This window comes from Flavobacterium movens (genome assembly GCF_039581425.1).
Taxonomy (GTDB): domain Bacteria; phylum Bacteroidota; class Bacteroidia; order Flavobacteriales; family Flavobacteriaceae; genus Flavobacterium; species Flavobacterium luteolum.
This window is the reverse complement of sequence record NZ_JBCPXY010000002.1, coordinates 19776-33868: the sequence shown is the minus strand read 5'-3', so window position 1 is coordinate 33868 and position 14093 is coordinate 19776. Positions and strand designations below refer to the sequence as shown.

The window sequence follows — 14093 nt, the reverse complement described above, 5'->3', positions numbered from 1 at the left end:
TAAGATACTAAGGTACTGAGGTTTTTCTACAAGAAACTAAAAAACTTAGCATCTTAGAACCTTAGTAGCTTAGCATCTCTAAATTAATATTTTAGCCACTTATACAATTCCTTCCAAGTCGGTTTTTTGCCGTACATTAAAATACCTATTCGGTAAATTTTGGCTGCGAACCAGACAACAAGGAAGAATGAAGCAAACAATAATGATACCGAAATTGCAATTTGCCACCACGGCACACCAAACGGAATACGCATTAACATAACTATTGGCGATGTAAGCGGAATCATCGAAAATACAACGGCAACAGTTCCGTGAGGATCATTTACTACAGTAAAAAATCCGATATAAACACTCAAAATCAGAGGCATTAAAATTGGCAATAAAAACTGCTGAGAATCGGTCTGATTGTCAACCGCTGCTCCAATTGCCGCATAAAATGAGCTATATAAAAAATATCCTCCAATAAAATAAATTACAAAACCAATTATAATGCTTGCAATTGGCAGATTCCATAATTCTGCAATATACATTTGCGCAGAACCTGAAAATTGATGTTGAGCCGTTTGCATCATCTCTGGTGAAATTCTTGCTGTCGGTCCAACATTTACTCCAAAAAATGCCGAAGCTGCAAACATTAATCCTAAACCAATTATAGCCCAAATTATAAATTGCAGGATTCCAGCTAGTGAAGTTCCAACAATTTTTCCAATCATAAGCTGAAACGGCTTTACAGATGAAATAATAATCTCTATAATTCGATTTGTTTTCTCTTCGATTACGCTTCGCATTACCATGTTTCCATAGATGATAATGAACATCATAATTAAATAGCCAAAGGCACCGCCAATTCCGATTTTAATTTCGTTTAAACCTTTTAAGCTTTCCTCTCCAGAAGCCTTAACCAAATGAATATTGACATTTGACTGTGCTTTCTGAATCGCCACAGTATCCAATTTTTCTTCTTCCAGATTTAGTTTCGTGATTTTACTAGCAATAATATCCTGCGTGTTTTCAATAAAAGAAATACTCGGACTATTATTAGAAATAAATTCGATTTTACTTTCTAAATCTTTTCTGTTTTTTGTTTTCGGAATAACAATTAATCCATTGAAATTCTCCTTTGTAATACTGTCTTTTAAAGCGTTCACTTCAATTTCGGACAGATTTACATATTTAAATTCGGCTCCTTTTTTATTTTCTTTTAAAAAATCTGAAACAAAAATTCCAGTTTCGTCATGAATGGCAATTCTTTTTGTCTCTGCTTTCATAGAACTTAAATAGCCAATAAAAACAGCTATAGCCACAAATAAAAGCGGACTCAAAAATGTCATGACAACAAAAGATTTATTGCGGACTTTAGCAATAAATTCTCTTTTTATAATCAACGAGATGATGCTCATAAATAATTAATTTTCAAATTTTAAATTCCAATTTACAAGCTTGGAATTTGGAATTTTTATATTGGAATTTTTAAATTTTGTTTTCAGTAACCGTTTGGATAAAAATATCGTTTATGCTCGGAATTTTTTCAACGAAATGTGTTACTTGTCCACGCTGTGTTAAAACATTCAATAATTCGTTTGGACTTGCGTTTCCAATCTGAATATTTAATTTTAAATCATCATTTAAAGATTTAAAACTAGCAGGCGAAACCGTAAATTTTTGAGTGATATCATACATCAAACCTTCAACATTATTAGTCAAAATTCCGACTTCAAAACTGTTTGTTCTAAATTGGCGTTTTACATCGACAACTTTTCCTTCTATCAGTTTATTTGATTTATGAATTAAAGCAATATTCTCGCATAATTCTTCTACACTTTCCATTCGGTGTGTCGAAAAAATAATGGTAGAACCTTGTTCTTTTAATGCCAGAATTTCGTCTTTAATTATGTTAGCATTTACAGGATCAAATCCAGAAAACGGTTCATCTAGAATCAAAAGTTTTGGTTTATGCAAAACACAAACCACAAACTGAATTTTCTGCGCCATTCCTTTAGAAAGCTCTTGGATTTTTTTATTCCACCATCCTTGAATGCCCAAACGATCAAACCAATAGTCTAACTGTTTTTTGGCTTCGGCTTTAGAAAGACCTTTCATCTGAGCCAGATAAAGACATTGCTCACCTACTTTCATTGAGCTGTACAAACCACGTTCTTCTGGCAGATAGCCAATTGTCTGCACATGTTTTGGCTGTAATTTTTCTCCATCCAAAATTACTTCACCGCTGTCAGGCATTGTAATTTGGTTTATGATTCTGATAAGGGAAGTTTTTCCTGCTCCATTCGGACCTAAAAGTCCATATATACTGCCTTTAGGCACATTTAATGAAACTTCGTTAAGTGCTACATAGTCGCCATATTTTTTTATGACTTTATGTACTTCAAGTAAGTTACTCATGTTATTTTTAAGGATTTACTGCGTCACTTTACCCATTACGGTTCAGCGACTGTAAAAGTAAATAATTAGTAGCGAATCTGTGTCATATTACGCAAAAAACCCATTCTATTTTATGATAGAATGGGTTTTTATTATTTATAACATTTAAAAAAAGTTCAGATTAAGAGAACATGTCTTTTACTTTTTCAAAAAATGATTTTTCAGACTTTTCTGGACTTGGAGTAAAATGCTCGTTATTTAAAGCATTTTCAAAGAATTGTTTTTGTTCTTTGTTTAATGTTTTTGGAGTCCAAACATTTACGTGAACCAATAAATCTCCACTTCCGTAACCATTTAAACTTGGAATACCTTTCCCTTTTAATCTTAAAATTTTTCCAGATTGGATTCCTTCTTCCAGTTTAATACGAACTTTTCCGTTGATTGCTTCAATATCTTTAGAAGCTCCTAAAACTGCTTCAGGGAAACTGATGTATAAATCGTAGTGAACATTCTCTCCTTCACGCTTCAAGAATTCGTGCTCGACTTCTTCAATCGCAACAATTAAATCTCCTGGAATACTGTTTCCTGGCGCATCGTTACCTTTGTTGGCAACTTTTAACTGCATTCCGTCAACAACTCCAGCAGGAATTTTGATTGATACTGTTTCGTCTTCCTGAACCATTCCTTGAGCATCTGCCTCAGAAGGTTTTTTATCTAAAATCTGGCCAGAACCTCCACAAGTAGGACAAGTAGATGCAGATTGCATTCTTCCTAAAATGGTATTGGTTACTCGCATTACCTGACCTTGTCCGTTACAAGTGGTACAAGTTTTATAAGTAACGCCTTTTGCCTGAACTTTACGTTTTACTTTTACTTTTTTCTCAACTCCATTTGCAATTTCTTCTAAAGTCAGTTTAACTTTAATTCGAAGATTGCTTCCTTTCGCACGGCGAGGACCTCCGCCTCCGAAACCTCCAAATCCGCCACCAAAAATATCACCAAATTGGCTGAAAATGTCATCCATGTTCATACCTCCGTGACCGCCAAATCCGCCAGAACCATCAAATGCTTGATGACCGTATTGATCGTATTTCGCTTTTTTCTGCGGATCACTTAAAACTTCATAAGCTTCTGCCGCTAATTTGAAGTTTTCTTCTGCCTCTTTGTCGCCTGGGTTTTTATCAGGGTGGTATTTAAGCGCACTTTTTCTGTAAGCTTTTTTAATTTCAGCAGCATCAGCATTTTTTGAAATGCCTAGTATTTCGTAAAAATCTTTTTTCATAATTTAGGTTAAATTCTAAATCTAAAACTCCAATCTCCAATCTTTAAAAATTGAATTTCAGAATCTTAATTGCTTTTAGTTTCCAACTACAACTTTAGGGTAACGAATAATTTTCTCTCCTAATTTGTATCCTTTTTCAATTACATCTACAACTTTCCCTTTTAATTTATCAGATGGTGCTGGAATTTGGGTAATTGCTTCAGCAATATCAGCGTTGAAAGCATCTCCTGCCTGAATTTCAACTTGCTCTAAGCCTTTAGAAACTAAAGTACTTTTCAGTTTTTCATGAATTAGCTCAACGCCTTTTTTCAAGTTTTCATCTTCAGATTTGTTGATCTCTATAGCGGCTCTATCAAAATCATCTAAAACTGGAAGCATAGCCAATAAAACTTCTTGGTTTGCCGTTTTAAATAATTCAAGACGCTCTTTTGAAGTTCTTTTTTTGTAATTTTCAAATTCAGCAAATAATCTCAAAAACTTATCTTTTTCGTGAGCCAAGTCTTTAGCTAATTGCTCCTCAACACTTAATTCTTCAACAATTAACTGCTCTCCGTTGGCATTGTTCTCTAACGTTACATCGTCTAATTCCTGATCGAATTCTGTATTTTCCGTAGTCATATTACTTTTATTTTTAAAAATATTCTTAAACTTCATTTTTTATTTCTTTCTGTTGGATTGCAAAAGTACTGCCAAATCTTATAAAATGTCAAATTGTCACTTTATTAATTTTGAGGCGTTTAAAAAACGTTCGCAAGCTAGAAAAATTTATTATAATTTTAAGACTATTACGTTTTAGTTTATCTTATCTTTGAGTCCAATAAAACACAAATTATTACCACCAAAAATTGAATTTAAGGTTTGGCTTAGGCCTCTAAATAATTATTAATTCAAGTTTACCTTATATTAAAAAAAAGCTTCGTCTTACAGAGACGAAGCTTTTTTTATACTTTCTTCATCTTTAATGTATTAATGACAAAAGCTGAAAACGAAAAAATTTACCGCAAAGAACGCTAAGTTTTTTACTCTTAAGTTTTATAAAAAAAAAGTTCGCAAAGCTTTGCATTAATATAGCTTTGCGAACTTTTTTTTTATTCTTGGATAAAAATCTTTGCGTTCTTTTCGATAAAAAACTTTTTTTTGCACGGGCGGAGGGATTCGAACCCCCATCAACGGTTTTGGAGACCGCTATTCTACCCTTGAACTACGCCCGTAACTTAAGGTTGGCAAATTAAGAGTTTTTTTTCTTCACCAGCAACTATTTCAAGAAGAGATTTTAAAAGAAAACCCTTTAAATCTGAGGAATCTGAAGCAAAAACTTTTGTTTCAGACAGTTAACTCTGTAAAATATTTTTCAATATTTCACGCAGATTTAAAAAGATTTAGACAGATTTTATCTGTAAAAAATCAAACTAAATCTGCCCAAATCTACAATCCTTATAACTATAGGGGGCGTGAACCAAAATCTTTTAAATCTGATTCTTAGATTAATGCATTTTTCAAACCTTCGAAATCTACAGAAACCTGCTCTCCTGTCACTAAATTTTTAAGCGTATATGAATACGAATTAATTTCCTGATCTCCAACCAATACTGCAAAAGGAATTAAACGTTTATCTGCATATTGAAATTGTTTACCAACTTTTACATTATCTGGATACAGCTCTACTTTTATGTTTTCTATTCTTAATTTCTGAATTGCTTTTGAAGCATACAAAGCTTCTTTGTCTCCAAAATTCAAGAATATTGCTTTCGAAGTAGCCGCAACAGTTTCTGGGAATAATTGTAATTCTTCAAGAACTAGATAAATTCTATCCAATCCAAAAGAGATTCCAACACCACTCATGTTTTTCAAGCCGAAAATACCCGTCAAATCGTCGTATCTTCCGCCACCGCCGATAGAACCCATAGCTACCGTTTTTGGTGCTGCAACTTCAAAAATAGCTCCAGTATAATAATTTAAACCACGAGCTAATGTCACGTCTAAATCTAAGGTTGCGGTTGACAAACCTAAATCAGCCACATTGTCGCAAATAAACTTTAATTCTTCAACTCCTTTCATTCCTTCTTCAGAAGAAGACAATAAGTCCGAAAGCTGCGCAATTTTGTCCGCAAAAGTTCCTGAAAAACCGAAAAGTGGCTGTACTTTTACCAACGCTTCTTCAGAAATTCCTTTTTCGATCATTTCTTTTTTAACGCCGTCTTCTCCGATTTTGTCTAATTTGTCAAGAGCAACTGTAAAATCGATCAATTTATCTGAAGCTCCAATTACCTCAGCAATTCCAGATAAGATTTTTCTATTATTGATTTTAATTGTAACACCTTCTAAACCTAGAGAAGTAAAAACAGTATCATATAATTGAACCAATTCAACTTCTTGCCAAAGCGATTTTGAACCAACAACATCGGCGTCACATTGAAAGAATTCTCTAAAACGTCCTTTTTGCGGATTATCAGCTCTCCAAACTGGCTGAATTTGGTATCTCTTAAAAGGAAACTCAATTTCACTTTGGTGCTGCACAACATATCTTGCAAACGGAACAGTCAAATCGTAACGCAATGCTTTCTCAGAAATTTTTCCTGTGAATTTATTCAACTCAATTCTTTGTTCTAAAGTTATTTTTTCAGCAGAATTCAGCTGTAATTCTTCGATTGATTCAGGCAACTCAATTTTACTTTTATTGTAGAAAAAATTACCTGAATTTAAAATTTTAAAAATCAAACGATCTCCTTCTTCTCCATATTTCCCCATTAAGGTATCTGAATTTTCAAACGAAGGCGTTTCGATTGGCTGAAAACCAAATTTTTCGAAATTTGCTTTTATAGTCTGAATAATATATTGACGTTTTGACACCTCAGCTGGTGAAAAATCTCTTGTTCCTTTTGGTATACTTGGTTTTGAAGCCATCTTTTTTATTTTAGATTATTGATTTTAGATTTTAGATTTCTTTTGAAACTTAAATTCAAAAACCTTTAAAATTAATTTATATACGTTTTTTTGATTGCTGGCGCTTTAGACTTTCGCCATTATGACTTTCCAACTTTCGACTTAATTTAAGTCTGCAAATATCTTACTTTTTAAAATAAATAATAACACTTCGAAAACAAACTTGTAACAAAAACCGTATTTTCGTGACAAATTGGTCATGATGCTAAAATTATTTAAAGAAAATATCCGAATTGCTTTTGGTTCTATCAAAACACAAATTCTGCGTACTATTCTTACCGTTTTAATTATCGCTATTGGTATTACCGCTTTGGTTGGCATCTTGACCGTAGTTTCTGCTTTAGAAAACACAATTTCGACCAATTTTGCTTCGATGGGAGCTAATACTTTCAACATTAATCAATATGAAAATAAGGTCCGAAATCGTGGCGGAAATGAGCGCGAAGTAATCAATCCAATTATTTCATACCCTGAAGCTGTTGCTTTTAAAAACAAATACAAATATCCTTTTACGGAAACATCACTTTCTTTTACCGCAACCTCAAAAGCTGAAGTAAAATATTTAGACACTAAAACAGATCCAGAAATTACAGTTGTTGGCGTTGACGAACATTTCATCAACAATTCTGGCTTAGAAACCACTTTGGGCCGTTCTTTTAACCAGTTTGACATTGACAACAACACATATTCGTGCGTTGTCGGTTCAGATTTTGAAAAAGGACTTTTAAAAGATGTAAATCCGATAGATAAAATCATTTCGATTCGCGGAGCAAGATTTAAGGTCATTGGTGTTCTAAAAGAAAAAGGCTCTACTTTTGGAAACAGTCAAGACTTGCGTGTTTTGATTCCGATTCAGGTTGCAAGATCTTTGTTTTCTGCACCAGATATCAACTATACCATCAGCGTGATGGTTTCTAAAAAAGAACTTTTAGACGAAGCTGTCGACAATGCCACAAGCACCATGAGAAGAGTTCGCAAACTGAGTCCTGTTCGTGACAATAATTTCGGAATTGGACGCAGTGACGATTTAATAAACCGAATTTTAGGCATTACAAAATATTTAGGCTGGGCTGCTTGGATTATATCTGTTATTACCATTTTAGGATCTTCAATCGCTTTAATGAATATTATGATTGTTTCGGTTACAGAACGCACCCGCGAAATTGGTGTCCGTAAAGCTTTAGGAGCAAAAAGATCAACCGTAGCTTTTCAGTTTTTTATCGAAACTTTATTGATCGGACAAATTGGAGGTTTGATTGGAATCGTTTTAGGAATCTTACTTGGTTTTGCTATTGCAACAGCTATGAGTTTCGTATTTGTAATTCCTTGGATGGCGATTTTTGCTGCTTTTGCAACTAGTTTTTGCGTAGCATTGGTTTCCGGACTATACCCTGCTATTAAAGCATCAAAATTAGATCCTATTGAGGCTTTACGTTACGAATAGTTTTTAGTATTCAGTCTCAGTCTCAGTTTTCATTTGCTAATGTGAGCGAAAACTGTGACTGAGACTGTAAACTCAAACATTTCCTTTTATCATTCGGTCATTATCGTAAATATCTTTTCGCAATTCAATATTATTATAATTCATATTTTCTAATAAATCAATCATTTCTTTTCCGAGATACTGATTGATTTCGAAATATAATTTTCCTTTTTCAAGAAGTGCCTTTTTTGCCAATGAAGCAATTTTTCTGTAGAAAATCAAAGCGTCGTTATCTTCAACAAAAAGAGCCAAATGAGGTTCGTAGTCCAAAACATTTTTCTTGATTTCTTTTTTTTCCAAATTTCGAACATAAGGCGGATTAGAAACAATGATATCAAACTGGCATCTTAATTCTTCTTCTTTTAAAATATCCAGCATTACAAAAGTCACATCAACATTATTCTTTACCGCATTTCTTTTGGCCGTTTCGATTGCTTTTTTAGAAACATCAATAGCAACAACTTCCGCATTTGGAAGGTTTTTTGCCAAAGAAATAGCTATACAGCCACTACCCGTTCCGATATCTAGTATCTTTATTTTTTTTGACTTTTCTGAATTCGCATTTTCGTTAATAATCCATTCGACCAATTCTTCTGTTTCTGGTCTAGGAATTAAAACATTCTCATTTACTTCAAAATCCAAACCATAAAAATTGGTCTTTCCAAGCAAATACTGGATCGGAACTTCTTGCTTCAATTGCTTTAACAATTCATCCCAAATTATAAAATCGTTTCCTTCAAAAGTCAATTCGTGATTTAGTGCCAGATCAATCTGGCGAAGTTTGTGTTTCTCTTCGAGAATTAAATAAAAAAAACTCTCCGCTTCGTACGCATCGTAAAAAGGTGATAATTCTTTGATAAATTGAGTGCGGTACTGTTTAATTTTCATTTTATTTTTTGAACATTATGTCACCAGCCAAAACTGATCTTTTAAATAAGTCTCCTTGAACCAAATTTGTTACAACAATTACAATACTTTTAGCATCCAAACCGGACAAGAATTGTGTCCAGTACAACCTAATGGCTCATCTAAATATTCAAAACCAGATTTTCTGTACAGCTTTTGTGCAGCATGCATAAAAGGCATTGTTTCGATGTAACATTTTTCAAAACCAAAAGTTTTTGCTTGCTCTAAACATTTTTCCATCAATTTGGCTCCAATTCCTAAACCACGAGTTTTTGGCAAAAAATACATTTTCTGCAATTCACAGATTCTTGGATCTCCATTTTCTAAAGGCGCTATTCCAGCACATCCTACAACTTCGCCATCACTTTCCACCACAAAATACATTGATTTTACTTTGCTATATTCTTCAAACATTAAATCCAAATATGGATCTTCGTAAGCCGTTCCGACTTTTGGTATTTCCATTTCGTCGAAAACTGATCTAATTAAACTTGCAACTGACTGATTGTCTTCTTTTTCAATTGCTCGTATAAGCCAATTTACCATTTTTTTTATTCTAAATCATTATAAACACAAAAGTAAATATACTTTTTCTATAGTTTCTTAACTTAGTCATAAACTCAAAAATAATTACTTTTGCACTGTGAATATACATGAAAAATATATAAAACGCTGTATTGAACTGGCACAAAATGGGCTTGGATCAACTTATCCGAATCCAATGGTCGGAAGCGTGATCGTTTACGAAAACAAAATTATCGGTGAAGGCTGGCATAAAAAGGCTGGAGAGCCACATGCAGAGGTAAATGCAGTGCGATCTGTAAAAGATAAATCGCTGCTGAAAAAAGCTACAATTTATGTAAGCTTGGAGCCTTGCAGTCATTTTGGAAAAACACCTCCTTGTTGTGATCTGATTATCGCAAATCAAATTCCGAATGTGGTTGTCGGCACAGTTGACCCAAATGAAAAAGTGGCTGGAAAAGGTATTCTGAAATTAATTGAAGCTGGTGCCAATGTCACGGTTGGAGTTTTAGAAGATGAATGCAACGAACTGAATAAGCGCTTTTTTACTTTTCATCAAAAAAAGAGGCCTTACATTATTCTAAAATGGGCAGAAAGTCAAGATGGATTTCTGGCTCCTGAAAAAGTCAGCAACCAAGATCGAAAACCTATCTGGATTACCAATCAATATTCTAGACAGTTAGTACACAAATGGCGAACAGAAGAACAAGCTATTTTAGTTGGAACACAAACCGTTGTTAATGACAATCCAAAATTAAATGCTAGAGATTGGGCTGGAAACAATCCGGTTCGAATAGTCATAGATCAAAACAATAGAATTGATGAAAACAGTTTTATTTTTGATGATTCTGTAAAAACTTTTATTTTTTCTAAAGAATCAAAACCATCAAAAGAAAACACTCAATTTGAAGTAATTGATTTTAGCAAAAATATCATTTCTCAGCTATTGGATGTTTTATATCAAAATCAAATTCAATCTATAATAATTGAAGGCGGAAGACAAACCCTCCAATCTTTTATTGATGAAAACCTTTGGGATGAAGCTAGAATTTTTGTTGGAAAAACGAATTTTCTAAATGGAACAAAAGCGCCAATTATTACAAGAAAAAACACCACAAAGACTAACATATTAAGCGACGAACTAATACAAATTAGAAATTATGATTGATGCTATAATTTTTGACTTTGGAGACATTTTTATCAATTTAGATAAACCTGCCACAATTTCTGGTTTACAAAAATTAGGAATGAAGGAATGGAATAACGAACTGGATCAGTTAAATCTCTCTTTTGAAACAGGATCTATTTCGCCAGAAGATTTTATTGATGGGTTTCAAAAACAATTACCCAATGCTTCAAAAGAAGAAATCTTAAAAGCATGGAATGCTGTTTTGGCAGATTTTCCTTTTTATCGTTTGGAATTTCTTCAGGAGTTATCAAAAAAATATCGCTTGTTTTTGTTAAGCAATACCGATTCTATACATATTAACACATTTGAAGAAAAGAGCGGTGTTTCTTTCTACCAAGATTTTTACAATTGTTTTGAAAAAGTTTACTTTTCTTTTGATATCGGAATGAGAAAACCTGACCCCAAAATTTATCAGTTTGTTTTGGATCAAAATAATCTCATTGCAGAAAACACTTTGTTTGTTGACGATAAAACAGAAAATACCGATAGCGCTGCGACTTTAGGAATTAAAGTCTGGAATCTTCAAGTTGGCAAAGAAGATGTTGTTGATCTATTTACCAAAGGATTATTGTAACACACATTCTAGTAAAAAATATTTAGCCACAGATTAAAAGGATTAAAAAGATTTCTTTTTTGCTTTTTTAAAAGAAAATCTGTGAGAATCTTTTTAATCTGTGGCTAAAAAAAACTTAAAACCTTACAATTGGAAATTAACGATACTTATCAAACTATTGCAACTGCATCTGAAGAAATACTGTTTAAAGAAAAAGGCAGCAAGTTCTTTGGTTATGCTTTTCCGATAGATCACGAAGAGGAAGTAAAACCCATAATAGAAGACCTTAAAAAACAACATCCGCATGCGGTGCATTATTGCTATGCCTACCAATTAGGCGTTGGAAATAAAATTTCGTATCGCGCCAATGATGATGGCGAACCTAGCAATACCGCCGGAGCACCAATTTATGGCCAGATACAATCTTTTGGAGTCACAAACGTTCTTGTTGTAGTAGTTCGAATTTTTGGAGGAGTAAAATTAGGCGTTGGCGGTTTAATAGCTGCATATCGAACAACGGCACAACAGACTTTGGAAATTTGCGAAATAGTGGAAAAGACAATCGATGTCGAATTCTTAATTTCTTTTGATTACAAAAACATGAATAAAGTGATGCGCGTTATCAAAGAAAAGAAACTGGAAATCGTGTCTCAAGAAATGGAAATGGATGAAATTTCTGGATTGCCAATTGGCAAAATTGTAACAAAAACGCGAAAAAAAAATGCCGAAACAGTGTTCAGCATTTTTGATTTAATGTTCGAAATCAATATTAAATTAGTATAATTTAACATCAAAATCCTATTCGTTTTAACAATTATTCAAGTGATTTAAATATTTCTAAAATGTACTCTGGAGGAGCTGTTGGACGACCCGTTTTTAACGCAACAAATACTAAAATAAACGTAGCTGTTGTTAATAACTCATTTGCCTCATTGTAGATTGCGCAGTCAAATTCGATCTTTACAGAAGAGTGACCTTTAAAAGTCGTGTGAATTGTCAAAAGTTCGTCGTATCTCGCCGATTTTTTGTAATTGATATTCATGTTGACAATTGGAAGACCAATTCCGCTTTCTTCCATGCTTTTATACGAAACCCCTTTATTTCTAAGCCATTCCACGCGTCCAATCTCAAAATAAGGCACATAATTTCCGTGATAAACAACTCCCATTTGGTCAGTTTCTGAGTAACGAACTCGTACTTGAGTCTGATGATTTTTCATTTATAAAATATTAAAAAATTTCGAATTTAAAAAGCCACATTACAACTTTTTTTTATAAAATTAGATACCAAAATATTTTTTTTTACAGAAATTTGTTCACATATTTGTTATCCCGAAATACGGAATAAAATTGCTCCTTTTTTATTAGGAGAATCTTTATAACAATAATAAAAATTTATCTGAATCTATGACTAAAACTGCTCAATCGGTATGGGAAAACTGTTTGTCCTTTATAAAGGATAATATTCAAGACCAAGCATATAAAACTTGGTTCGAACCAATCAAATCAGTTGAGCTAACCGATAACGCATTATACATTCAGGTTCCAAGTAAATTTTTCTACGAATGGCTCGAAGAGCATTACGTAAAATTATTGAAAGTTGCGCTTACCAAAGAACTGGGAAAAAACGCAAAGTTACTCTATAAAATTAAAATGGAGAACACTTATGGCAATAAACAGCCGTTTACCGAGCAGCTACCAAGTGCCAACAGAGTGCCAATGAAACCGCAAGAGGTTGACGCTCCGTTTAAAAACTTAAATCCTGAACTTAAAAATCCGTTTGTAATTCCTGGAATTAGAAATTTAAAAATTGAGTCTCAGTTAAATCCGAACTACAGTTTTGATAATTTTTTAGAAGGAGATTCAAACCGTTTAGCTCGTTCTGCAGGTATGGCTGTTGCCAACAAACCTGGAGGAACTTCATTTAATCCGTTATTGATTTTTGGAGGAGTTGGTTTAGGAAAAACACACTTAGCGCATGCTATAGGCGTAGAAGTAAAAGATAAGTACCCGGAAAAGACCGTTTTATATATTTCTGCCGAGATTTTCACACAACAATATATTGACTCCGTAAAAAAGAACAATCGTAATGATTTCATTCACTTTTATCAGTTAATCGATGTTTTGATTATTGATGATGTTCAGTTCTTATCAGGAAAATCAGGAACACAAGATGTATTTTTCCATATTTTCAACTATTTACACCAAAACGGAAAACAAGTAATCTTAACTTCAGATAAAGCTCCTGTTGACATGCAGGACATCGAACAAAGATTATTGTCTCGTTTTAAATGGGGATTATCTGCAGAATTGCATCAGCCTGACTACGAAACTCGTATCTCAATCTTAAAAAACATTTTATACCGTGATGGTGTAGAAATGCCAGAAGATATTCTAGAATATGTTGCTCGAAACATTAAATCAAATGTTAGAGAACTTGAAGGCGCTATTATTTCGTTAATCGCTCAATCTTCTTTCAATAAAAAAGAAGTTACGATTGAATTGGCTAAAAGCGTTGTAGAGAAATTTGTTAAAAACGTAAAGAGAGAAATCTCAATCGATTATATTCAAAAAATCGTTTCAGATTATTTCCAATTAGATATTGAAACACTTCAATCTAAAACCAGAAAGAGGCACGTTGTACAAGCAAGACAACTAGCGATGTTCTTTGCTAAAAAATTCACTAAAGCTTCTCTTGCTAATATTGGTTCACAAATTGGAGACCGCGACCACGCAACTGTTCTTCACGCTTGTAAAACAGTCGACAATTTAGTTTCTACAGACAAACAATTTAAAAAGTTTGTCGAAGACATCAATAAAAAACTAACGCTTTAAGA

Annotated in this window: 13 protein-coding genes and 1 tRNA gene; 5 read left to right on the top strand and 9 right to left on the bottom strand. The window is 33.3% G+C overall.

The genetic code is table 11. The features are described 5' to 3' along the window. Nucleotides 1-83: 83 nt before the first annotated feature. From AAYQ05_RS03590 to hisS, 6 genes are all read right to left on the bottom strand, one after another. Nucleotides 84-1400 (bottom strand): ABC transporter permease, encoded by a 1317-nt coding sequence (locus AAYQ05_RS03590; RefSeq protein WP_343541197.1) that lies wholly within the window; start codon nt 1398-1400, stop codon nt 84-86. Between the two features lie 70 nt (nt 1401-1470). Next, on the bottom strand, nt 1471-2400 hold the full coding sequence (locus tag AAYQ05_RS03585; protein ID WP_091133682.1) for an ABC transporter ATP-binding protein: 930 nt from the start codon (nt 2398-2400) through the stop codon (nt 1471-1473). Nucleotides 2401-2560: 160 nt separating this feature from the next. Then, nucleotides 2561-3661, bottom strand: coding sequence for a molecular chaperone DnaJ (gene dnaJ / locus AAYQ05_RS03580; protein WP_343541194.1), 1101 nt, complete (start codon nt 3659-3661; stop codon nt 2561-2563). A 75-nt stretch (nt 3662-3736) separates the two neighbouring features. After that, nucleotides 3737-4315 carry a nucleotide exchange factor GrpE gene (locus AAYQ05_RS03575; RefSeq protein ID WP_177212351.1) on the bottom strand — a complete coding sequence of 193 codons (579 nt, stop codon included), beginning with the start codon at nt 4313-4315 and terminating at the stop codon, nt 3737-3739. 486 nt (nt 4316-4801) lie between these two features. Continuing rightward, nucleotides 4802-4872: transfer RNA gene (locus tag AAYQ05_RS03570), tRNA-Trp, on the bottom strand. Nucleotides 4873-5140: 268 nt separating this feature from the next. Next, nucleotides 5141-6565: a histidine--tRNA ligase gene (gene hisS, locus AAYQ05_RS03565; protein WP_343541193.1), complete on the bottom strand. Its 1425-nt coding sequence runs from the start codon at nt 6563-6565 to the stop codon at nt 5141-5143. A gap of 238 nt (nt 6566-6803) precedes the next feature. Between hisS and AAYQ05_RS03560 the strand changes: the two genes are divergently transcribed. Further along, complete coding sequence (locus tag AAYQ05_RS03560; RefSeq protein WP_343541192.1) at nt 6804-8048, top strand: ABC transporter permease; 1245 nt, start codon at nt 6804-6806, stop codon at nt 8046-8048. A 72-nt stretch (nt 8049-8120) separates the two neighbouring features. Here AAYQ05_RS03560 and prmC read toward each other — a convergent pair whose 3' ends face one another. Both prmC and AAYQ05_RS03550 read right to left on the bottom strand, forming a co-directional pair. Continuing rightward, on the bottom strand, nt 8121-8975 hold the full coding sequence (gene prmC, locus AAYQ05_RS03555; protein WP_343541191.1) for a peptide chain release factor N(5)-glutamine methyltransferase: 855 nt from the start codon (nt 8973-8975) through the stop codon (nt 8121-8123). 78 nt (nt 8976-9053) lie between these two features. Beyond that, nucleotides 9054-9539, bottom strand: coding sequence for a GNAT family N-acetyltransferase (locus tag AAYQ05_RS03550; RefSeq protein ID WP_343541190.1), 486 nt, complete (start codon nt 9537-9539; stop codon nt 9054-9056). A gap of 97 nt (nt 9540-9636) precedes the next feature. Between AAYQ05_RS03550 and ribD the strand changes: the two genes are divergently transcribed. The 3 genes from ribD (at nt 9637) to AAYQ05_RS03535 (ending at nt 12040) form a co-directional block, all read left to right on the top strand. Further along, nucleotides 9637-10683, top strand: a complete 1047-nt coding sequence (gene ribD, locus AAYQ05_RS03545; protein WP_343541189.1) for a bifunctional diaminohydroxyphosphoribosylaminopyrimidine deaminase/5-amino-6-(5-phosphoribosylamino)uracil reductase RibD — start codon at nt 9637-9639, stop codon at nt 10681-10683. After that, a complete protein-coding gene (locus AAYQ05_RS03540) occupies nt 10676-11278 on the top strand; it encodes an HAD family hydrolase (RefSeq protein WP_343541188.1) in 603 nt (200 codons plus the stop codon). The genes ribD and AAYQ05_RS03540 overlap by 8 nt, the downstream gene beginning before the upstream one ends. A 129-nt stretch (nt 11279-11407) precedes the next feature. Further along, complete coding sequence (locus tag AAYQ05_RS03535; RefSeq protein ID WP_343541187.1) at nt 11408-12040, top strand: IMPACT family protein; 633 nt, start codon at nt 11408-11410, stop codon at nt 12038-12040. A gap of 31 nt (nt 12041-12071) precedes the next feature. Here AAYQ05_RS03535 and AAYQ05_RS03530 read toward each other — a convergent pair whose 3' ends face one another. Further along, nucleotides 12072-12476: an acyl-CoA thioesterase gene (locus tag AAYQ05_RS03530; protein ID WP_343541186.1), complete on the bottom strand. Its 405-nt coding sequence runs from the start codon at nt 12474-12476 to the stop codon at nt 12072-12074. 187 nt (nt 12477-12663) lie between these two features. On the opposite strand from AAYQ05_RS03530, the gene dnaA reads away from it, so the two are divergent. Continuing rightward, nucleotides 12664-14091, top strand: coding sequence for a chromosomal replication initiator protein DnaA (gene dnaA, locus AAYQ05_RS03525; protein WP_095931847.1), 1428 nt, complete (start codon nt 12664-12666; stop codon nt 14089-14091). Nucleotides 14092-14093 lie beyond the last annotated feature (2 nt).